Annotated in this window: 17 protein-coding genes and 1 tRNA gene; 12 read left to right on the top strand and 6 right to left on the bottom strand. The window is 52.4% G+C overall.

Annotated elements, in window-relative coordinates; all coding sequences use genetic code 11:
* Positions 1-202: 202 nt before the first annotated feature.
* On the top strand, positions 203-2,401 hold the full coding sequence (speF, locus tag V5P19_RS21985; protein ID WP_334407511.1) for an ornithine decarboxylase SpeF: 2,199 nt from the start codon (positions 203-205) through the stop codon (positions 2,399-2,401).
* On the top strand, positions 2,398-3,711 hold the full coding sequence (gene potE / locus V5P19_RS21990; RefSeq protein WP_334407514.1) for a putrescine-ornithine antiporter: 1,314 nt from the start codon (positions 2,398-2,400) through the stop codon (positions 3,709-3,711). Before speF ends, potE begins: the two co-directional genes overlap by 4 nt.
* A 34-nt stretch (positions 3,712-3,745) precedes the next feature.
* Here the strand turns inward: potE and pgm are convergent, their stop codons facing one another.
* Entirely contained in the window at positions 3,746-5,386 is a 1,641-nt protein-coding gene (gene pgm / locus V5P19_RS21995; protein WP_334407516.1) for a phosphoglucomutase (alpha-D-glucose-1,6-bisphosphate-dependent), read from the bottom strand.
* 24 nt (positions 5,387-5,410) lie between these two features.
* Complete coding sequence (gene seqA, locus V5P19_RS22000; RefSeq protein WP_334407519.1) at positions 5,411-5,959, bottom strand: replication initiation negative regulator SeqA; 549 nt, start codon at positions 5,957-5,959, stop codon at positions 5,411-5,413.
* Between the two features lie 183 nt (positions 5,960-6,142).
* On the opposite strand from seqA, the gene ybfF reads away from it, so the two are divergent.
* From ybfF to fur, 4 genes are all read left to right on the top strand, one after another.
* Positions 6,143-6,916 (top strand): esterase, encoded by a 774-nt coding sequence (gene ybfF / locus V5P19_RS22005; protein ID WP_334407521.1) that lies wholly within the window; start codon positions 6,143-6,145, stop codon positions 6,914-6,916.
* A gap of 128 nt (positions 6,917-7,044) precedes the next feature.
* Positions 7,045-7,332 carry a LexA regulated protein gene (gene ybfE / locus V5P19_RS22010; protein ID WP_334407524.1) on the top strand — a complete coding sequence of 96 codons (288 nt, stop codon included), beginning with the start codon at positions 7,045-7,047 and terminating at the stop codon, positions 7,330-7,332.
* A 155-nt stretch (positions 7,333-7,487) separates the two neighbouring features.
* Positions 7,488-8,018: a flavodoxin FldA gene (gene fldA / locus V5P19_RS22015; RefSeq protein WP_003858653.1), complete on the top strand. Its 531-nt coding sequence runs from the start codon at positions 7,488-7,490 to the stop codon at positions 8,016-8,018.
* A gap of 291 nt (positions 8,019-8,309) precedes the next feature.
* A complete protein-coding gene (gene fur / locus V5P19_RS22020) occupies positions 8,310-8,756 on the top strand; it encodes a ferric iron uptake transcriptional regulator (RefSeq protein ID WP_334407526.1) in 447 nt (148 codons plus the stop codon).
* Positions 8,757-8,851: 95 nt separating this feature from the next.
* On the opposite strand, the gene chiQ is transcribed toward fur, so the two are convergent.
* The 4 genes from chiQ to nagE all read right to left on the bottom strand — a co-directional run bounded on the left by chiQ (position 8,852) and on the right by nagE (position 14,926).
* Positions 8,852-9,178, bottom strand: a complete 327-nt coding sequence (gene chiQ, locus V5P19_RS22025) for a ChiQ/YbfN family lipoprotein (protein ID WP_334407550.1) — start codon at positions 9,176-9,178, stop codon at positions 8,852-8,854.
* Positions 9,179-9,223: 45 nt separating this feature from the next.
* Positions 9,224-10,621 carry a chitoporin gene (gene chiP / locus V5P19_RS22030; RefSeq protein ID WP_334407528.1) on the bottom strand — a complete coding sequence of 466 codons (1,398 nt, stop codon included), beginning with the start codon at positions 10,619-10,621 and terminating at the stop codon, positions 9,224-9,226.
* Between the two features lie 445 nt (positions 10,622-11,066).
* Positions 11,067-12,734: a glutamine--tRNA ligase gene (glnS, locus tag V5P19_RS22035; RefSeq protein WP_334407530.1), complete on the bottom strand. Its 1,668-nt coding sequence runs from the start codon at positions 12,732-12,734 to the stop codon at positions 11,067-11,069.
* 170 nt (positions 12,735-12,904) lie between these two features.
* Positions 12,905-14,926 carry an N-acetylglucosamine-specific PTS transporter subunit IIBC gene (nagE, locus tag V5P19_RS22040; RefSeq protein WP_334407532.1) on the bottom strand — a complete coding sequence of 674 codons (2,022 nt, stop codon included), beginning with the start codon at positions 14,924-14,926 and terminating at the stop codon, positions 12,905-12,907.
* 326 nt (positions 14,927-15,252) lie between these two features.
* Here nagE and nagB point away from each other — a divergent pair, with 326 nt between their 5' ends.
* The 6 genes from nagB to V5P19_RS22070 all read left to right on the top strand — a co-directional run bounded on the left by nagB (position 15,253) and on the right by V5P19_RS22070 (position 21,496).
* Positions 15,253-16,053 carry a glucosamine-6-phosphate deaminase gene (nagB, locus tag V5P19_RS22045; RefSeq protein WP_334407534.1) on the top strand — a complete coding sequence of 267 codons (801 nt, stop codon included), beginning with the start codon at positions 15,253-15,255 and terminating at the stop codon, positions 16,051-16,053.
* 53 nt (positions 16,054-16,106) lie between these two features.
* Entirely contained in the window at positions 16,107-17,255 is a 1,149-nt protein-coding gene (gene nagA / locus V5P19_RS22050) for an N-acetylglucosamine-6-phosphate deacetylase (protein ID WP_334407536.1), read from the top strand.
* Positions 17,256-17,263: 8 nt separating this feature from the next.
* Positions 17,264-18,484, top strand: a complete 1,221-nt coding sequence (locus V5P19_RS22055; RefSeq protein ID WP_334407538.1) for an N-acetylglucosamine repressor — start codon at positions 17,264-17,266, stop codon at positions 18,482-18,484.
* 45 nt (positions 18,485-18,529) lie between these two features.
* On the top strand, positions 18,530-19,282 hold the full coding sequence (nagD, locus tag V5P19_RS22060) for a ribonucleotide monophosphatase NagD (RefSeq protein WP_334407540.1): 753 nt from the start codon (positions 18,530-18,532) through the stop codon (positions 19,280-19,282).
* Between the two features lie 249 nt (positions 19,283-19,531).
* Positions 19,532-21,196 carry an asparagine synthase B gene (gene asnB / locus V5P19_RS22065; protein ID WP_334407542.1) on the top strand — a complete coding sequence of 555 codons (1,665 nt, stop codon included), beginning with the start codon at positions 19,532-19,534 and terminating at the stop codon, positions 21,194-21,196.
* Between the two features lie 226 nt (positions 21,197-21,422).
* A tRNA-Met gene (locus V5P19_RS22070) sits at positions 21,423-21,496 on the top strand.
* Positions 21,497-21,498 lie beyond the last annotated feature (2 nt).

The raw sequence follows: 21,498 nt of genomic DNA on the forward strand, positions 1-21,498 counted from the left end.
TACAGGCTTCTGCCTGTGAACGCGTGCGCTCATTTCTCTTGATTCAGAGTCATCCGCAGCCGGGCGGACTGAATTAACATCCTTAAAAAGCAATTCACTGACTTTCGTCAGCGGCCCCACTTTGCTTTTTTCCGGAAACGTTATCGATTTCTTACTGACAAGAAATCGAGGGACACTTTTCACCTAAAATAAAGAGATAAAGATGAAACGTTTAAAAATCGCAGCCAGCCTCGCTTGCCCTGATTGCTTTACCACTCACCGCGAAGTCGTTGACGTTAGCGCTTCGGATTATATTGATGTTGCCGCTATTGTTTTAGCCGCGAGCGATATTTACAGTGGCACCATTGAAGAAATAGAAGCAACAGGATTTGGCATTCCCGTATTTATTGCGACGCACAAAGAAGAGATTATACCGGCAGAATATCTTTCACGGATCCACGGCGTTTTTGAGTGTTCGGAGACCTGTAACGACTACTACGGACGTCAGCTTGAAGCGGCTGCGCAAAAGTACGAAACCCAACTGCGTCCACCGTTCTTCCGCGCTCTGGTCGATTACGTTCAACAGGGTAACAGCGCGTTTGACTGTCCGGGCCATCAGGGCGGGCAATTTTTCCGTCGCCACCCAGCCGGTAACCAGTTTGTCGATTTCTTTGGCGAAACGCTTTTCCGCGCGGACCTCTGCAATGCCGACGTCGCCATGGGCGATCTGCTGATTCATGAAGGGGCACCGTGCATCGCGCAACAGCATGCGGCAAAAGTGTTTAATGCCGACAAAACATACTTCGTATTGAACGGGACCTCATCATCGAACAAAGTGGTGTTGAACGCCCTTCTCACGCCGGGCGATCTAGTACTCTTCGATCGCAATAACCATAAATCCAACCATCACGGCGCGCTTCTACAGGCGGGGGCAACGCCGGTTTATCTGGAAACGGCGCGCAACCCGTACGGCTTTATCGGCGGCATTGACGCCCACTGTTTTAACGAGCCCTACCTGCGCGAATTGGTATCCGACGTTGCTCCCGGACGTGCACGCGATGAGCGCCCGTTCCGTTTGGCGGTAATCCAGCTTGGCACCTACGACGGCACCATTTATAACGCTCGCCAGGTGGTGGATAAGATTGGTCATCTGTGCGACTACATTCTGTTTGATTCCGCATGGGTGGGCTACGAGCAGTTTATTCCGATGATGGCCGACTGTTCGCCGCTGCTGCTGGAGCTGAACGAGAACGATCCGGGCATTCTGGTGACACAATCGGTGCACAAACAGCAGGCTGGCTTCTCGCAAACCTCGCAGATCCATAAGAAAGACAGCCACATCAAGGGTCAGCCGCGCTACGTACCGCATAAGCGCCTTAACAATGCCTTTATGATGCATGCCTCCACCAGCCCGTTTTACCCGCTGTTTGCCGCACTGGACATCAACGCCCGCATGCACGAGGGACAAAGTGGCCGCAATATGTGGATGAACTGTGTGGTGACCGGCATTGAAGCCCGCAAGCTGATACTGGAGAACTGCCAGTTTATTCGCCCATTTGTGCCAGAACAGGTTGATGGTCGTCCGTGGCAAAGCTGGGATACGGCAGATATTGCCACTGACCTGCGCTTCTTCCACTTTGTGCCTGGCGAGAACTGGCATGCCTTCGAAGGTTATGCCGAGCATCAATATTTTATCGACCCGTGCAAGCTGCTCCTGACCACGCCGGGCATCAACGCCACCACCGGTGAGTATGATGATTTCGGCGTGCCCGCCACCATTCTTGCCAACTTCCTGCGCGAAAACGCCATCGTGCCGGAGAAATGCGATCTCAACTCAATCCTGTTCCTGCTCACGCCTGCGGAAGATATGGGCAAGCTGCAGCAGCTGGTCGCGCAGCTTGTGCGCTTCGAAAAGCTGCTTCAGAGCGATGCCCCGCTTAAAGCAGTGTTGCCCTCCATCTGTAAGCAGTATCCGCAACGTTATGCAGATTACACCCTGCGCCAAATTTGCCAGGAAATGCATGAACTTTACGCCCGTAACAACGTTAAGCAGTTACAAAAGGAGATGTTCCGCAAGTCCCATTTCCCGCGCGTGGTCATGCGTCCGCAGGACGCAAACTATGCCTACCTGCGCGGCGAGGTCGAACTGGTCTCCTTGCGTGATGCAGAAGGTCGCATTGCCGCTGAAGGTGCCCTCCCTTACCCACCGGGCGTGCTGTGCGTTGTTCCGGGCGAAGTCTGGGGCGGTTCCGTACTGCGCTACTTTGCGGCTCTCGAAGAAGGGATCAATCAGCTACCGGGCTTCGCACCGGAATTGCAGGGTGTCTATGTCGAAGAGTGTGACGGCCGCAAGCAGGTTCGCTGCTACGTCATCAAGCAATCTGCCGCTCAGCCCGCGCTGCTGAAAGGAGAGAAATTATGAGTAAGTCCAATAAGATGGGCGTGGTGCAGCTCACTATCCTCACCATGGTGAACATGATGGGATCCGGGATTATCATGCTGCCCACCAAGCTCGCCGAAGTCGGCACTATTTCCATTATTTCCTGGCTGGTCACGGCCGTAGGTTCAATGGCGCTGGCATGGGCATTTGCCAAGTGCGGAATGTTTAGCCGCAAGTCAGGCGGGATGGGCGGCTACGCCGAATACGCGTTTGGTAAGTCGGGTAACTTTATGGCGAACTACACCTACGGCGTGTCGCTCCTGATCGCCAACGTGGCGATTGCCATTTCCGCCGTGGGTTACGGTACGGAACTGTTCGGTGCCACGCTCAGCCCGGTGCAAATTGGGCTGGCAACCATCGGCGTGCTGTGGATCTGCACCGTGGCTAACTTTGGCGGCGCGCGCATTACCGGCCAGCTGAGCAGCATCACCGTCTGGGGGGTGATCATCCCGGTCGTGGGGCTTTGCATCATCGGCTGGTTCTGGTTTAGCCCTACGCTGTATGCAAACTCCTGGAACCCGCACCACGTTCCTTTCTTCACCGCCGTGGGGTCATCCATCGCCATGACGCTGTGGGCCTTCCTCGGACTGGAATCCGCCTGCGCAAATGCTGAGGTGGTTGAAAACCCGGAAAAGAACGTGCCGATTGCGGTACTTGGCGGAACGCTGGGGGCAGCCGTTATCTATATCGTCTCCACCAACGTGATTGCCGGGATTGTGCCCAACATGGATCTGGCCCACTCCACCGCGCCGTTCGGGCTGGCCTTTGCGCAGATGTTTACGCCTGAAGTGGGGAAAGTCATCATGGGTTTAATGGTCATGTCCTGCTGCGGTTCCCTCCTCGGCTGGCAGTTCACCATTGCTCAGGTGTTTAAATCGTCGGCTGATGAAGGTTACTTCCCGAAAATTTTTTCTCGCGTGAGCAAAGCTGATGCGCCGGTGCAGGGCATGCTGGCGATTGTTATCTTCCAGAGTGGTCTGTCGCTAATGACCATTAGCCCGTCGCTGAACAGTCAGTTCAACGTGCTTGTAAACCTTGCCGTGGTGACGAATATCATCCCCTACATTCTGTCGATGGCGGCACTGGTGATTATTCAGAAGGTGGCGAAGGTTGATCCGCGTAAAGCGAAGATGGCAAACGTGGTGGCATTGATTGGGGCGATTTATAGCTTCTACGCGCTCTATTCATCGGGTCAGGAAGCCATGCTTTATGGCGCGATGGTGACCTTTATGGGCTGGACGCTGTACGGGCTGGTGTCGCCGAGGTTTGAATTAAAGAATAAACACGGTTAAAAAAAAAGGGAGCCTACTGGCTCCCTTTTTCATCTTACGCGTTTTTCAGCACTTCACTGACAATCTCTACCGCTTCTTTCTCAATCTGCTGGCGATGCTCAGCGCCGAGGAAGCTTTCGCAATAGATTTTATACGCATCTTCCGTACCGGACGGACGCGCGGCGAACCAGCCGTTTTCGGTCATCACTTTCAGACCACCGATAGACGCACCGTTACCCGGTGCTGCCGTCAGGCGTGCCGTGATCGGGTCGCCAGCCAGGGTGCTTGCGCTAACCATCTCCGGGGAGAGTTTTGACAGGGCCGCTTTCTGTGCAGAGGTCGCACTGGCCTGAATACGGTTATAGCTTGGCGCGCCAAAACGTGCTGCCAGCTCGTTATAGTGTTCCTGCGGGTTCTTACCGGTGACGGCAGTAATTTCCGCTGCCAGCAGACACATAATGATGCCGTCTTTATCAGTAGACCATGGCGTACCGTCAAAGCGCAGGAAAGATGCGCCCGCGCTCTCTTCACCACCAAAGCCGAAGCTGCCGTCGTGCAGACCCTCAACGAACCATTTGAAGCCGACGGGAACTTCCACCAGCTTACGGCCCAGCGCGTCGACCACGCGGTCAATCATTGCGGAAGAGACCAGCGTTTTACCTACAGCAACCTCTTTGCCCCACTGTGGACGATGCTGGAACAGGTAGTTGATCGCGACAGCCAGATAATGGTTCGGATTCATCAGCCCTGCCGGGGTGACAATACCGTGACGGTCGTAATCCGGGTCGTTGGCAAACGCCAGGTCGAACTTATCGCGCAGCGCCAGCAGGCCAGCCATTGCGCACTCAGAGGAGCAGTCCATGCGGATTGCGCCGTCTTTATCCAGGTGCATAAAGCGGAACGTCTGATCGACGTGATCGTTCACGATGGTCAGGTCCAGCTTGTAATGCTCGCCAATGCGTTTCCAGTATTCGATACCGGAGCCGCCAAGCGGATCAACGCCCAGCTTCAAACCGGCTTTCTGGATTGCAGCCATATCGACGATATCCGCCAGCCCTTCAATAAAGGGCTGAACCAGATCCACTTCTTTCACGTGGCCTGACGCCATTGCCGCATCAAACGACATGCGTTTCACGCCTTTCAGGCCATCCGCCAGCAGCGCGTTTGCACGATCTTCTACCACTTTAGTGACGTTGGTATCTGCCGGACCGCCGTTTGGTGGATTGTATTTGATACCACCATCATCTGGCGGGTTGTGGGATGGCGTAATGACGATACCGTCGGCCAGCGCGCCACCCTTTTTGTTATGAACAAGGATCGCGTTAGACACCGCCGGTGTTGGCGTAAAGCCGTTGTTTTCCTGAATCACAACGTCAACACCGTTAGCTGCCAGCACTTCCAGCACGGAAATAAACGCCGGTTCAGAGAGCGCGTGGGTATCTTTCCCTACATAGCACGGACCCGTCACGCCATTTTTGGCGCGCTCTTCGGCGATGGCCTGGGCAATGGCCAGAATATGCGGTTCGTTAAAGCTATGGCGCGCCGCGCCGCCGCGGTGGCCAGATGTACCAAACTTCACTGCGTGTTCTGCGTTGCCCACGACCGGTTTCAGCACGTAATACTGCGCGGTCAGTTGAGCGACGTTAATCAAATCGCTTTGTTGTGCAGGTTGGCCTGCACGGCTGTGATTTGCCATTGCCTGGTCCTTCTAATGCAAGGGTTAAATTGTACCGCAAACCTTTTCAATCAATTCCGCCGGGAACTGCATAGACTGCATGATGTGTTCAACCATGCTGCGCTTGCGGCCCGTATTGGTATTGGTGATCACCCAGTACGGTGTACCCGGGACATGTTTGGGTTTGGTTTGATTGCCATTTTGTATCAGCGTCTGCTCATCACCCGCAAAATAGACGCGGGTACGACCGTGCAGCGACTCGGTCGCTTCAGCAAACGCGTTGTTATCCAGTGAATAGAGTGTAGACAGCACCAGCATAAAGCGGTTGACCGCTTTTTTCTGCTCTGCATATTCGTCAGACAGCAGCAGTTCGCGCATTGCACGTACTTTATCTTTGACCTGCGCCACAGCAGGTTTTACGGGTGCGACAACGCTCGGCTGAGACACGACATCTTTAGCGACAGGAGTGACAGGCTGTGAGGCGGCGGAAATTTTAAGCATACGCCGTAAAATGTCGGACGCGCTCTCCCCGATATGCCGCGTTTGGCTGGCAATAAACTGATAGAGTTCGTCATCAACTTCGATTGTTTTCATCTTAATCCAGTGCGATATCTTATCTGAATACAAGTCGTTGGGATTATAAGGTCAAATCCCAACAGCGGATAGCGTCAAGCCAGGTTGGCGGCAAAAGTCAGAATAAACTGGATCCTTGCAGCCGGGCGGCAGAATGGTCAACATGATACCCTAACCTGACATACGTAAAAAAAGAACTTTGCCATGAAATTGAATACCCGAGCGCAATCTGCGCAATCGCCGAACAATAATTCTCCCATCGTACTGGTTCACGGGCTTTTTGGCAGCCTTGATAACCTGGGCGTGCTGGCGCGGGATCTGGTTGCCGATCACGACATTGTGCAGGTCGATATGCGAAATCACGGTCTTTCCGTGCGTTCAGAGGAGATGACCTACGCGGCACTGGCGCAGGATCTGCGGGATACGCTGGATGCCAACGATCTCCAGAAAGTGACGCTTATCGGGCATTCAATGGGTGGCAAAGCGGTTATGGCCCTCACGGCCCTGGCGCCAGATCGGATCGATGGTCTGGTCGTCATCGACGTGGCGCCCGTGGATTACGACGTGCGTCGTCACGATGAAATTTTTGCCGCCATCAATGCGGTGACAGAGGCGGGAGTGTCCACCCGCCAGCAGGCTGCTGCAGTGATGCGCGAACATCTTGATGAAGAAGGCGTGGTGCAGTTTCTGCTGAAGTCGTTCGTCGACGGCCAATGGCGTTTTAACGTGCCGGTGCTTTGGGATCAATACAACAATATCGTTGGCTGGGACACCGTGCCGGCGTGGGTGCATCCGACCCTCTTTATTCGTGGCGGTAATTCACCTTACGTCACCGATGCCTACCGGGACACATTGCTTGCGCAGTTCCCGCAGGCGCGCGCCCATGTGGTTGCCGGTGCCGGGCACTGGGTTCACGCGGAAAAACCAGATGCTGTCCTGCGCGCTATCCGTCGCTATCTTTCTGATACGGCAAATTGATTAAAAAGAAAGCGACTGGAAGGCTGCGGGCTTCCAGTCGTTGGCGTGCCGATTTCGGTGATGTATGATGGCGCGCTTATCGCCCGGGCAATAGCAGGGCGGCTTGTTTCCCCCGAAGTCTCAGAATCATGGCCAAAGAACAAACGGACCGTACGACACTAGATCTGTTCGCGAATGAGCGTCGACCGGGACGACCGAAAACGAATCCGCTTTCGCGCGATGAACAGCTGCGTATTAATAAACGCAACCAGCTTAAACGCGATAAAACTCGTGGGCTTAAGCGTGTCGAACTGAAGCTGAATGCTGACGCCGTCGATGCGCTGAATGAACTGGCTGACGCGCGTAATATCAGCCGCAGCGAGCTGATTGAAGAGATGCTGATCGCCCAACTTGAACTGTTGCGCGGCAAGGCATAAGTCTGAAAATTCCCTTTATTTCCCATTTCATGTAGCACAGAGTGCAGTCCTGCGTGATAGCTGTTTCCGCAGGGTTGCCTGTTCTGCTATTATTGCCCTTATCCGTGGACAAATTGTGCCACCATACTATTAAGTTTCAAGAGGTTATTTTACTCATGGCAATCATCGGCATTTTCTTCGGCAGTGATACCGGCAATACCGAAAACATCGCAAAAAACATTCAAAAACAGCTCGGTAAAGACGTTGCCGATGTGCACGACATCGCCAAGAGCAGCAAAGAAGACCTCGAAGGTTATGACATCCTGCTGCTGGGCATTCCGACCTGGTACTACGGTGAAGCGCAGTGTGACTGGGACGATTTTTTCCCAACGCTGGAAGAAGTAGACTTTAACGGAAAGCTGGTTGCGCTGTTTGGCTGTGGCGATCAGGAAGACTACGCAGAATACTTCTGTGACGCGCTGGGTACCATCCGCGACATCATTGAGCCGCGCGGCGCGGCGATTGTCGGCCACTGGCCAACGGCAGGCTACCACTTTGAAGCCTCTAAAGGTCTGGCAGATGACGATCACTTTGTCGGCCTAGCGATTGACGAAGACCGCCAGCCAGAACTGACCGCGGAGCGTGTTGAAAAATGGGTTAAGCAGGTTCGTGAAGAGTTGAACCTGGACGATATCCTTAACGCCTGATAACCCTGCGGCGCAACTCCGGTTGCGCCCGTTGTCCAGGTGAAACCGATTAAATTAATTGCTACAAACTTTTAACTTTTCCGTTCAGACCTGTACAATATCCCCCAGGTAGAAAGTGGGAGCCATCGAATAAGTTTGTCGGTGAGACCACGTTTTTATAAGCATACTTTGCTTGAGACTTGCAGTTTTCATTTAGGCATGGCAGTTCTATAATGAGACGCATTATCCCAAGTGCATTTTCTGTCACTTCTTCTTTAGAAGTGAATCGTTTAGCAACAGGACAGATTCCGCATGACTGACAACAATACCGCATTAAAGAAGGCTGGCCTGAAAGTTACGCTTCCTCGGTTAAAAATCCTTGAAGTGCTTCAGGGTCCAGACAATCACCATGTCAGTGCGGAAGACCTTTATAAGCGTCTTATCGATATGGGTGAAGAAATTGGGCTGGCAACCGTTTATCGTGTGCTGAACCAGTTTGATGACGCAGGCATTGTTACCCGTCATAATTTTGAAGGCGGTAAATCTGTTTTCGAACTGACCCAACAGCACCACCACGATCATCTGATCTGCCTCGACTGCGGCAAGGTCATTGAATTTAGCGATGATTCTATTGAATCACGCCAGCGTGAAATCGCTGCTCGTCATGGTATCCGCCTGACCAACCACAGCCTGTACCTTTATGGTCACTGTACAGAAGGCGATTGCCGCGAAGATGACCATGCGCATGACGCAAAATAAGCTCGCTTTCATACTCTGAGCCAGCCGTAAGGTTGGCTTTTTTTTGCCAAAAAAAAGCCCGGCAGCGAATGCTTGCCGGGCATAGAAATCGCGAATTAATTGTTACTGCTGCGAATTTCCTGCCAGATCTTATCGCAACGCTTTGTCACTTCCTGATCGTTACCCGTTTTACGCGCCTGGATACAGGCCTGATAATCCATCACGCGAACATTTTCCTGCGTAGCAAACTGCTCATGCGCCTTCTCTTTCTTCAGCACATTGAGCACGCTCTGGCAGGCCTCGATTTTCTCTGGCGAACCTTCCGCTGTATTCATGCAAGCACTGTACGCCTCTTTCAGCCGCGTATCTTCTTTCGGCGCCTGAGGTTGAGTGCAGGCCACCAGCCCCGATGCCAGCAACGATACGATGACGATTTTTTTGATCATGTTGGTCTCCATCCCGGCGGGACACGCCCGCCGGAGCGTTCATCAGAAGATAGTGAATGGGGCGATAACCATGAATTTCACGTCACGTTCATCCTGAAAGATGTTGCCGTAACCGCCCGCGTAGCTCGGGATATCGGAATGGTTGTCGTACTGAGTGAAGTGCAGTTTGAACATGGTCCCCTTCGCGCGGCCATCCTGCAGGGTGTAGATTGCGTCCAGGCTGTATGCTGATTCTTTCAGACGATAGTTAGGATCGTAGTAGGCATCCGGTGTGGCCATATCGGCAGGCTTCGCGTCCCAGGCATAAGCATAAGATGCACCCACCGCCCAGCCAGGCAGATTCCAGTTTTTCAGGTCGTACATCGCGCCGAAGAAGACCGCTTTTTCGCCGTCGGCGTTGAAATCAGAACGGTTGTCCCACCAGATATCGAGACGACCGTTTGAAGAGGCATATGTTGGGGTCATACGCTGCAGGAAGTAGCCCTGCTGCCCTTCCGCCTTCACCCATGTCCCTTCCAGACGTAAATCAACCTGACCCACTTTGTAACCGAAGGTCAGCGCCTGCAGCCAAGCAGTACCATCATAAATATCGTTAACGGTGCCATTGCTGGCTTTATCCCGCGTGCCGTAGAACTGGTAACTGGTGCTTAACGGCCCCCCAACGATATCGAACTTGTAGCTCGCTTTCGCAAAATACTGATCGATATACCCTTCAGCCTGACCAAATGCGGCCTCTAGCACCAGATCGTTTTTGAAATCGTACTTCGCGCCCAGCGAGTGGAGATAATCTACTTTGTTTTTTTTATCGTTCTGATAGAACTTGTCCATCTCAATGTGCCACGGCGCTTTGTATTCGTTGGTCCACATATAGGAGAAGCTCAACGCACCGGCATCGCCATAGTCAAAGTTGGCACCGGCTTCCGCACCCTGATAAGTACCTGGCATAAAGCTCCAGTGCGGTGCTAACAGCGTCTGACCGGTTGGCTGGATATAGCCTCCACGCGCCCATACCGGACCATATTTGAATTTTGCCGCGGCCTTATACAAGCTGATACCGCTTTTATCACCGGACCAGTCTTCTTTATACGCTTTGTTACTTGAGGAGAAAGCAATTTCGTTCGGGTGAGCACTGTCGCCGTTTTCCGCCATTTCAATTGCCGTAAAGGCGGCAATATCCAGGCCAAACATATCCGCGGCATAGCCTGACTGGAAATCGAGGTTGGCGTTCCAGGTAGAGTGAGAAAGGTTGGTTTTATATTTGTTTTCAGTAACGTCTTTACGGTCACGTTCACGTTGCCAGTAATAAATACCGCCCGTGAGCGTGGAGTCATCGATAAAACCTGCGGCTTTTGCCTCATGTGTAACAACCAGACCCGACATTGCTGTCACACCGGCAATAGCCAGCGCCAGCGCACTACGTTTGCCACTGAACGTACGCATAGATTATTCCTCTTTGACGAATTAAAGCGCCTAAACGGCGAAAATATAAAAGACCTAATGGTCAGGGGTAGTTAGAAATACCCTCGAAATAACTACCGCCTTTAGGTTATTTTTCGCGACGCGAATTATCAATGCTTTTTAGTCGTGAGAAGTCAGGATTATGACGAAGTGCACATAATTAGTAGTGATTTGTAACATTTGCAGGAAAGCGAGTGCTGGCGGGGCATTACGATAAATATCAACAAATATAGCCAGAGTAAATGGCCTCTTTTGCTGCCATTTATATTTTGATAAATACACAAACTTTTTTCTGAAAAATAAGTAGCACGCCATTGACCTGAATTTCCGGCCTGCCCTATTCCTCTCATGCGTTAATAGCATGATCGTTAATAAAAAAAACGCCGCAATAAGCGGCGTTTGTCTCTCATTGACCAGAGCAGCGTTATTATTCGCCGATCTTAGCCCATGTATCGCGCAGACCTACGGTACGGTTAAACACCGGTTTTTCAGCCGTGCTGTGTCGGCTGTCAAGGCAGAAATAACCTTCACGCTCAAACTGGAACGCTTTACCCGCTTCCGCAGCCTTCAGTGAAGGCTCAGCATAGCCCTGCTTAATCACCAGAGATTCCGGGTTGATGGTCTCCAGGAAGTTCTCCGCAGCGCCAGGGTTAGGCACGCTGAAGAGGCGATCGTACAGGCGGATTTCAATCGGCAGCGCATGTGATGCGCTCACCCAGTGAATAACACCCTTAACTTTACGGCCATCAGCCGGATCTTTGCTCAGGGTCTCTGCATCGTAAGAACAGAAGATAGTCACGATATTACCTCCTGCATCTTTCTCAACGCGCTCAGCTTTGATCACGTAAGCGTTACGCAGACGGACTTCTTTGCCCATCACCAGACGCTTGTACTGCTTGTTCGCTTCTTCGCGGAAGTCAGCGCGGTCGATCCAGATTTCACCGCTGAAAGGCACGTCGCGGGTTCCCATCTCCGGTTTGCTCGGATGGTTTGGCATGGAGACCAGCTCGCTCTCGCCCTGCGGGTAGTTTTCGATAACCAGCTTCACCGGATCGATAACCGCCATCGCGCGCGGCGCGTTTTCGTTCAAATCTTCACGAATACAGGATTCCAGAGAAGCAATCTCAATGGTGTTGTCCTGTTTGGTGACGCCAATACGTTTGCAGAACTCACGAATAGAAGCAGAGGTGTAACCACGGCGACGCAGACCAGAGATGGTCGGCATACGCGGGTCATCCCAGCCTTCAACGTGTTTGTCGGTCACCAACTCGTTCAGCTTACGCTTGGACATCACGGTGTATTCCAGATTCAGACGAGAGAACTCGTACTGACGCGGATGCACAGGGATGGTGATGTTATCCAGTACCCAGTCGTACAGGCGGCGGTTGTCCTGGAACTCCAGCGTACACAGTGAATGCGTAATGCCTTCCAGCGCATCGCTGATGCAGTGGGTGAAGTCGTACATCGGGTAGATGCACCACTTGTTACCGGTCTGGTGATGTTCAGCGAACTTAATACGGTACAGAACCGGATCGCGCATCACGATGAACGGAGACGCCATGTCGATTTTGGCACGCAGACACGCTTTGCCTTCTTCGAAGCCGCCGGCACGCATTTTTTCAAACAGTGCCAGGTTCTCTTCTACGCTGCGATCGCGGTAGGGACTGTTTTTACCCGGCGCGGTCAGCGAGCCGCGGTATTCACGGATTTCATCAGCGGACAGTTCATCCACATACGCCAGACCTTTATTGATGAGCTCAACCGCATAGGCAAACAGCTGATCAAAATAGTCAGAGGAGTAGCAGATATCGCCAGACCAGTTGAAGCCGAGCCATTGCACGTCGTTCTTGATGGACTCAACGTATTCGATGTCTTCTTTTACTGGGTTGGTGTCATCGAAACGCAGGTTGCACTGTCCCTGATAGTCTTGCGCAATGCCAAAGTTCAGGCAGATAGATTTCGCATGACCAATGTGCAGGTAGCCATTCGGCTCCGGCGGGAAACGGGTATGAACTGTGGTGTGCTTACCACTGGCCAGATCTTCATCGATGATCTGACGAATAAAGTTACTCGGGCGGGCTTCAGCCTCACTCATCGTGGATTCCTCAAAGCGTAAACAACGTATAACGGCATATGATCTTATAAGCCGGACGTAGTGACAACCCTTAAAACGTCTCTGAAGAAAATAATGGGGGTATTTGCTGCAAAAAAAAGCGGCGGAGGATCTCCCCCCGCCGCTTAAGGCATGACTCTACTCAGGAGCGATTACTTGCCTTTAATCTCATACAGTGGGGTTTGGCCCGCAACCACCTGACCTTTAGCCTGAATGACCAGACCGCTAAAGTCGTCGATGTTGCTGCACACCACTGGACTGATCATGGAGCGCGCATTAGCGTTCAGGAAGTCCAGATCCATTTCCAGAATCGGCTGACCTGCAACCACTTCAGCCCCCTCTTCCACCAGACGAGTAAAGCCCTGACCGTTCAACGCAACGGTGTCGATACCCATATGGACAACGATCTCCGCGCCTTTCTCAGTTTCGAGGCAGAACGCGTGGTTGGTATTGAAGATTTTGACGATAGTGCCGGCCGCAGGAGACACCACGGTTTTGTCCGTTGGTTTCACTGCCACGCCGTCACCCACTGCTTTGCTGGCAAAGGCTTCATCAGGCACTTGTTCAATGGCAACCACTTCACCGGTGACTGGCGATACCAGCGCAGCGATAGTCGTTGGGTTTGGCACGGCCTGCGGTTTTGAGGCAGCTGGCGCGGCAGCAGGTGCCGACGTTGCTTCAGCAGCAGCGACCGGACCGGTAGTTTTCATCGCATTCGCAATTTTCTCTGCCACAAAGCCTACGATTATCTGCACGCTGGTTTTGTTCAAACGGATAACGCCAGACGCCCCCAGACGTTTTGCCAGCGCTTCGTTCACCAGAGAGGAGTCTTTAACGTTCAGACGCAGACGGGTGATACAAGCATCGATACCGGTCAGGTTGTCAGAACCCCCAACAGCGGCGATGTACTGACGCGCAAGGCCTGCAACGTCCTGTTCTTTGTCTGCACTGACGTTCACGTCCTGACCATCAGCTTCGCTACCGGCAACGGCCAGTTCGCGACCCGGAGTCATCAGGTTGAATTTGGTGATAGTGAAACGGAACACCACGTAGTAGATAACGAAGAACACCAAACCTTGTGGGATCAGCATCCACCAGTGGGTCGCCAACGGGTTACGCGAGGAGAGCACCATATCCACCAGCCCGGCGCTGAAGCCAAAACCGGCAATCCAGTGCATGCTTGCAGCGATGAATACGGAGATACCGGTCAGCACGGCGTGAATCACGTACAGCACCGGTGCCACGAACATGAAGGAGAATTCCAGCGGCTCGGTGATACCCGTGAAGAAGGCAGCAAATGCACCTGCCATCATGATACCCAGCACTTTTGCTTTGTTCTCGGGACGCGCGCAGTGGTAGATAGCCAGCGCAGCACCTGGGAGACCAAACATCATGATGGGGAAGAAGCCTGCCTGGTAACGACCGGTAATACCGACAACCGCTTTACCTGCTTCGATGGACTGTGCGCCACCCAGGAAGTTAGGAATATCGTTAATACCCGCAACGTCGAACCAGAATACGGAGTTCAACGCGTGGTGCAGGCCAACCGGGATCAGCAGACGGTTGAAGAACGCGTACACGCCCGCACCGACGGAACCCAGTTTCTGAATATGTTCACCGAAGTTCACCAGACCGTCGAAGATAACCGGCCAGATGTACATCAGGATAAACGCAACGAAGATCATCACGAAGGAGGTCAGAATTGGCACCAGACGACGGCCGCTGAAGAACGACAGCGCTTTTGGCAGCTCAACGCTGCTGAACCGGTTGTACAGTTCTGCAGAGATAATACCGACCAGGATACCCACGAACTGGTTACTGATCTTACCGAACGCGGCAGGAACCTGGTCCGCCGGGATTTTCTGGATCATAGCAACGGCAGCTGGAGAACAGAGCGTGGTCAGCACAAGGAAGCCCACAAAACCCGTCAACGCCGCAGCACCATCTTTATCTTTAGACATACCGTAAGCCACACCAATGGCGAACAGTACGGACATGTTGTCGATAATGGCGGAACCCGATTTAATGAAGAACGCCGCGAGTGCGTTATCTCCACCCCAACCTACCGGGTCAATCCAGTAACCCACACCCATCAATATCGCTGCCGCTGGCAGCGTGGCAACCGGCACCATAAGCGCGCGGCCAACCTTTTGTAAATAACCTAGAATACTCACTTTCTTCCCCCTATGAGACCCCGTTTAAGGCACGTTCTCAGCTGTGTTTTTTATTGTGTCACTAACTATAGATACAGTTGATGATTCACTGGCATTCTGAGTGTGTGAAAAATTAATTCGTATCGCAAATTAAACGCGTACTTTTTGTGATTTTTGTCACCAAATATCGTTAATTACACCCCCATGGACTGGCTAACAGCGAAAACTTATTTTATCATTCAAAAAATCAAGACGGATTGATCCGGCCTGAAAGGTTCCAGGTTACGCTTAGTTCAGGCTCCAGAAATCATCCGCCCACTCTTTTACTTTAACCTTAGAGGTGAACAATGAGACTGATCCCCCTGGCAACAGCTGAACAAGTCGGTAAATGGGCTGCCCGTCATATCGTTAACCGCATTAACGCCTTCAAACCTACCGCCGATCGTCCTTTCGTTCTTGGTCTTCCAACCGGCGGTACACCGCTGACAGCGTACAAAGCTCTGGTTGAAATGCACAAAGCGGGCCAGGTTAGCTTTAAGCATGTCGTCACGTTCAACATGGACGAATATGTTGGCCTGCCAAAGGACCATCCAGAAAGCTATCACAGTTTCATGCACCGTAACTTCTTCGATCACGTTGATATTCCAGCTGAAAACATTAACCTGCTGAATGGAAACGCGCCCGATATTGACGCAGAATGCCGTCAGTATGAAGAAAAAATCCGTTCTTACGGTAAAATCCATCTGTTTATGGGTGGCGTGGGCAACGATGGTCATATCGCATTTAACGAACCTGCGTCTTCTCTTGCTTCTCGTACGCGTATTAAAACGCTGACCCATGACACGCGCGTGGCAAACTCCCGTTTCTTCGACGGCGACGTGAACCAGGTTCCTAAATACGCCCTGACCGTAGGTGTGGGCACCCTGTTGGATGCCGAAGAAGTGATGATTCTGGTTCTGGGCGGCGTGAAAGCGCAGGCGCTCCAGGCAGCCGTTGAAGGCAACGTTAATCATATGTGGACCATCAGTTGCCTGCAGCTGCATCCAAAATCAGTTATCGTCTGTGACGAACCGTCAACGATGGAACTGAAAGTGAAAACGTTGAAATATTTCAACGAGTTAGAATCAGAAAATATCAAAGATCTGTAATTGAATAACCGCCTCGCAAAAGGGGCGGTCGCTTTTTTAAACCGGGGGTCGTTATGTACGCTTTAACCCACGGTCGGATTTATACCGGCCATGAAATTCTGGATGACCACGCGATTGTTATCGCGAATGGCCTGATTGAACGTGTTTGCCCGCTGGCAGAGTTGCCGCCGGAGATGGAACAGCGCTCACTCAATGGAGCAGCAATCTCCCCCGGTTTCATCGACGTGCAGCTGAACGGCTGCGGCGGTGTGCAGTTCAATGACACTGCAGAGGCGGTGACGGTTGAAACGCTGGAAATCATGCAGAAAGCTAACGAGAAATCGGGCTGCACCAGCTATCTCCCAACCCTTATCACCAGTAGTGATGACCTGATGAAACAGGGTATTCGCGTCATGCGTGACTATCTGGCCAAATACCCTAACCAGGCGCTGGGCCTGCATCTTGAAGGTCCATGGCTGAATATTGTCAAAAAAGGAACGCATAATCCGAATTATGTGCGCAAACCGGATGCTGAGCTGGTCGACTACATGTGTGCCAACGCCGATGTGATCGCCAAAGTCACGCTGGCACCGGAAATGACGGGCACTGACGTGATTGGCAAGCTGGCCGCCGCCGGGATTGTCGTTTCCGCAGGCCACTCAAACGCGACGCTGAAAGAAGCTAAAGCAGGCTTCCGTGCCGGTATCACGTTTGCGACCCATCTTTATAACGCCATGCCGTATATCACAGGACGCGAGCCGGGACTGGTGGGGGCTATTCTGGACGAACCCGACGTCTACTGCGGCATTATCGCTGACGGGTTGCATGTCGATTTCACCAATATCCGTAACGCCAAACGTCTGAAAGGCGACAAGCTGTGTCTGGTAACCGACGCCACAGCACCGGCAGGGGCAAATATTGACCAGTTCATTTTTGCTGGTAAAACAATATACTACCGTAACGGACTCTGTGTGGATGAGAACGGGACGTTGAGCGGTTCAGCCCTGACCATGATTGAAGGGGTGCGTAACCTGGTTGAACATTGCGGAATAGCGCTTGAAGAAGTGCTGCGCATGGCAACGCTGTACCCGGCTCGCGCTATAGGCGTGGATAAACAGCTTGGCGTAATTGCTCCAGGTATGGTTGCAAACCTGACGGCATTCACACAGGATTATAAAATTATTAAGACCATCGTTAATGGTAACGAGGTCGTCACTGAGTAAGTAAAAGTATGACACCAGGCGGACAAGCTCAAATCGGTAATGTCGATCTCGTTAAACAACTTAACAGCGCGGCAGTTTATCGCCTGATTGACCAGCACGGGCCAATCTCACGCATTCAGATAGCCGAACAAAGCCAGCTTGCTCCCGCCAGCGTGACAAAAATTACGCGCCAGCTTATTGAGCGCGGCCTGATCAAAGAAGTCGATCAGCAGGCCTCCACCGGGGGGCGCCGCGCCATCTCCATCATTACCGAAACCCGCAATTTTCAGGCGATTGGCGTCCGCTTGGGTCGTTATGACACCACGCTGACGCTCTACGATCTCAGCAGCAAAGCCATTGCCGAAGAACACTATCCTCTCCCGGAACGCACTCAGGAGACGCTCGAACACGCGCTTTTGAACACCATCGCGCAGTTTATTGAAAACTGCCAGCGCAAGATCCGCGAGCTTATTGCAATATCGGTGATTCTGCCCGGCCTTGTCGATCCGGAAAGCGGCGTTATTCGCTATATGCCGCACATTCAGGTGGAGAACTGGGGCCTGGTCGATGCACTGGAAATACGGTTTAAAGTGACCTGCTTTGTGGGTCACGATATCCGCTCCTTGGCCCTGGCCGAGCACTACTTTGGTGCGAGCCAGGACTGTGAAGACTCTATTCTGGTGCGCGTTCACCGGGGTACGGGTGCAGGCATCATCTCCAATGGCCGCATTTTTATTGGTCGAAACGGTAACGTGGGCGAGATAGGCCATATTCAGGTGGAACCGCTCGGCGAACGCTGCCACTGCGGTAACTTTGGTTGTCTTGAAACCGTCGCCGCCAACGCGGCCATTGAGCATCGGGTTCGCCATCTGATCGAACAAGGCTACCAGAGCCGCGTCACGCTGGATGACTGTAAAATTGGTGCCATTTGCAAAGCCGCAAATAAAGGCGATGCGCTGGCCTGCGAAGTGATCGAGCAGGTGGGTCGCCATCTTGGTAAAACCATCGCCATTGCCATCAACCTGTTTAACCCGCAAAAAGTGGTGATCGCCGGTGAAATCGTTGAAGCTGAAAAAGTGTTACTGCCTGCCATTGAAGGCTGTATCAACACTCAGGCGCTTAAGGCGTTTCGCCAGAACTTACCGGTGGTGCGCTCAACGCTGGATCACCGCTCCGCGATCGGGGCATTTGCGCTGGTCAAACGCGCCATGCTCAACGGGATCCTGCTGCAGCATTTGCTGGAAAGCTGATCGAACCTTATAGTAACGCCTTCTTTTTTTGATGTCGGAACGTCCATGACCATTAAGAATGTAATTTGTGATATCGACGGCGTGCTGATGCACGACAATGTTGCCGTGCCGGGTGCTGCGGAGTTTTTACACCGCATCATCGACAAAGGAATGCCTCTGGTTCTTCTCACGAACTACCCTTCCCAAACCGGTCAGGATCTGGCAAACCGCTTTGCTACAGCGGGCGTCGACGTGCCAGACAGCGTGTTTTATACCTCGGCAATGGCAACGGCCGATTTTCTGAAGCGTCAGGAAGGGAAAAAAGCCTACGTGGTTGGGGAAGGCGCGCTGATCCACGAGCTGTATAAAGCGGGCTTTACCATTACCGATGTTAACCCGGACTTTGTGATTGTCGGCGAAACGCGTTCCTTTAACTGGGAGATGATGCATAAAGCCGCTTACTTTGTTGCCAGCGGCGCGCGCTTTATCGCCACCAACCCGGATACCCATGGTCGCGGTTTTTATCCTGCCTGCGGCGCACTGTGTGCCGGTATAGAAAAGATTTCTGGTCGTAAACCGTTTGTGGTCGGTAAGCCGAGCCCATGGATTATCCGTGCTGCGCTGAATAAGATGCAGGCCCACTCAGAAGAAACCGTCATTGTCGGTGATAACCTTCGTACCGATATTCTGGCCGGTTTCCAGGCGGGTCTGGAGACAATTCTCGTGCTCTCTGGCGTTTCAACGCTTGATGACATTGATTCCATGCCGTTCCGCCCGAGCTGGATTTACCCCTCCGTCGACGAAATCGACGTCATCTAATCCCAGGCCACGCTGCAAAGCGTGGTTTTTCATTTTTGGCTCGCGGAAAATCATTACCCTCTAACAAAAATCGAGATTCATTGAATAATCATCAATAAAACCGCCTTCTACATACTCTTTTTTCAACATTCATCAATCACCTTTGCACTATTTCCGTTTTACCCCGTAAAAGCCTTGCGCGCCCCTCCCCTTTGCGGCATTTTCATAAGCAAGCAACATTACAAAGCAACAGGGTTAACGGAGAAGGTTATGTGTTCAATTTTTGGCGTACTGGATATTAAAACTGACGCGGGCGAACTGCGTAAAAAAGCACTCGAATTGTCCCGCCTGATGCGCCATCGCGGCCCGGACTGGTCAGGGGTTTACGCCAGCGATAAAGCTATTCTGGCACACGAGCGTCTGTCCATTGTTGACGTCAACGCCGGTGCACAGCCGCTGTATAACGAGAAAAAAACGCACGCGCTGGCTGTGAACGGGGAAATCTACAACCACCAGGCGCTGCGCGCCGAGTATGGCGATCGTTACGCCTTCCAGACCGGTTCTGACTGTGAAGTCATCCTCGCGCTGTATCAGGAGAAAGGACCAGAATTCCTGGACGAGCTGGAGGGTATGTTTGCCTTCGCCCTGTACGACAGCGAAAAAGATGCATACCTGATTGGCCGTGACCACATTGGTATTATCCCGCTGTACATGGGCCATGATGAACACGGCAACTTCTATGTTGCGTCTGAAATGAAAGCCCTGGTACCGGTTTGCCGTTCCATCAAAGAGTTCCCTGCGGGAAGCTATCTGTGGAGCAAAGACGGTGAAATTCGCCAATACTACCAGCGTGACTGGTTCGATTATGACGCGGTAAAAGACAACGTCACTGACAAAGCCGAGCTGCGTCAGGCGCTGGAGGATTCCGTGAAAAGCCACCTGATGTCTGACGTACCGTATGGCGTACTGCTCTCAGGCGGGCTGGACTCCTCCGTGATCTCCGCGATCACTAAGAAATTCGCCGCGCGCCGCGTGGAAGATCAGGAGCGTTCAGAAGCCTGGTGGCCGCAGCTGCACTCCTTCGCCGTGGGTCTTGAAGGGGCACCTGACCTGAAAGCTGCGCAGGAAGTGGCAAACCATCTCGGCACCGTGCACCATGAAATTCACTTTACCGTGCAGGAAGGCCTGGATGCGATCCGCGATGTGATCTATCACATTGAAACCTATGACGTAACCACTATTCGCGCATCTACGCCGATGTATCTCATGTCGCGTAAAATCAAAGCGATGGGTATCAAAATGGTGCTGTCGGGCGAAGGTTCTGACGAGGTATTTGGCGGCTATCTGTACTTCCATAAAGCGCCAAATGCCAAAGAATTGCACGAAGAGACGGTGCGTAAACTGCAGGCGTTGCACATGTTCGACTGTGCGCGTGCCAACAAAGCCATGTCTGCGTGGGGCGTAGAAGCGCGCGTTCCGTTCCTGGATAAGAAATTCCTCGACGTGGCGATGCGCATCAACCCGCAGGACAAAATGTGCGGCAACGGCAAAATGGAAAAACATATCCTGCGCGAATGTTTTGAATCCTACCTGCCGGCAAGCGTTGCGTGGCGCCAAAAAGAGCAGTTTTCTGACGGCGTAGGTTACAGCTGGATCGACACCCTGAAAGAGGTGGCGGCAAAACAGGTTTCCGACCAACAGCTGGAAACGGCGAGCTTCCGCTTCCCGTACAATACGCCAGGCTCGAAAGAAGCCTATTTGTACCGTGAGATCTTCGAAGAGCTGTTCCCGGTACCCAGCGCAGCCGAGTGTGTACCTGGTGGCCCGTCCGTTGCCTGTTCTTCAGCTAAAGCCATTGAATGGGATGAATCTTTCAAGTCTATGAACGATCCCTCTGGACGTGCGGTTGGCGTTCACCAGTCTGCTTATAAGTAAGCAAAAAGTTGATCGACAGGCCCTCCGGGGCCTGTTTTTTTTGCCTCACTTTTCGCCACTTAAAACCGATTAATAACCAATAATTGCCGAATATTCGGCCACGCTGTTCGCAACCTAACCAAACAGTCACATTCCCGCTATTTTCGTTGAAAAAGGTGTTGACGCTGCAAGGGTCTATACGCATAATGCGCCCCGCAACGCCGATAAGGTAACGCGAAAAAAAGATGGCTACGTAGCTCAGTTGGTTAGAGCACATCACTCATAATGATGGGGTCACAGGTTCGAATCCCGTCGTAGCCACC

The organism is Enterobacter sp. UNJFSC 003 (assembly GCF_036903355.1).
Taxonomy (GTDB): domain Bacteria; phylum Pseudomonadota; class Gammaproteobacteria; order Enterobacterales; family Enterobacteriaceae; genus Enterobacter.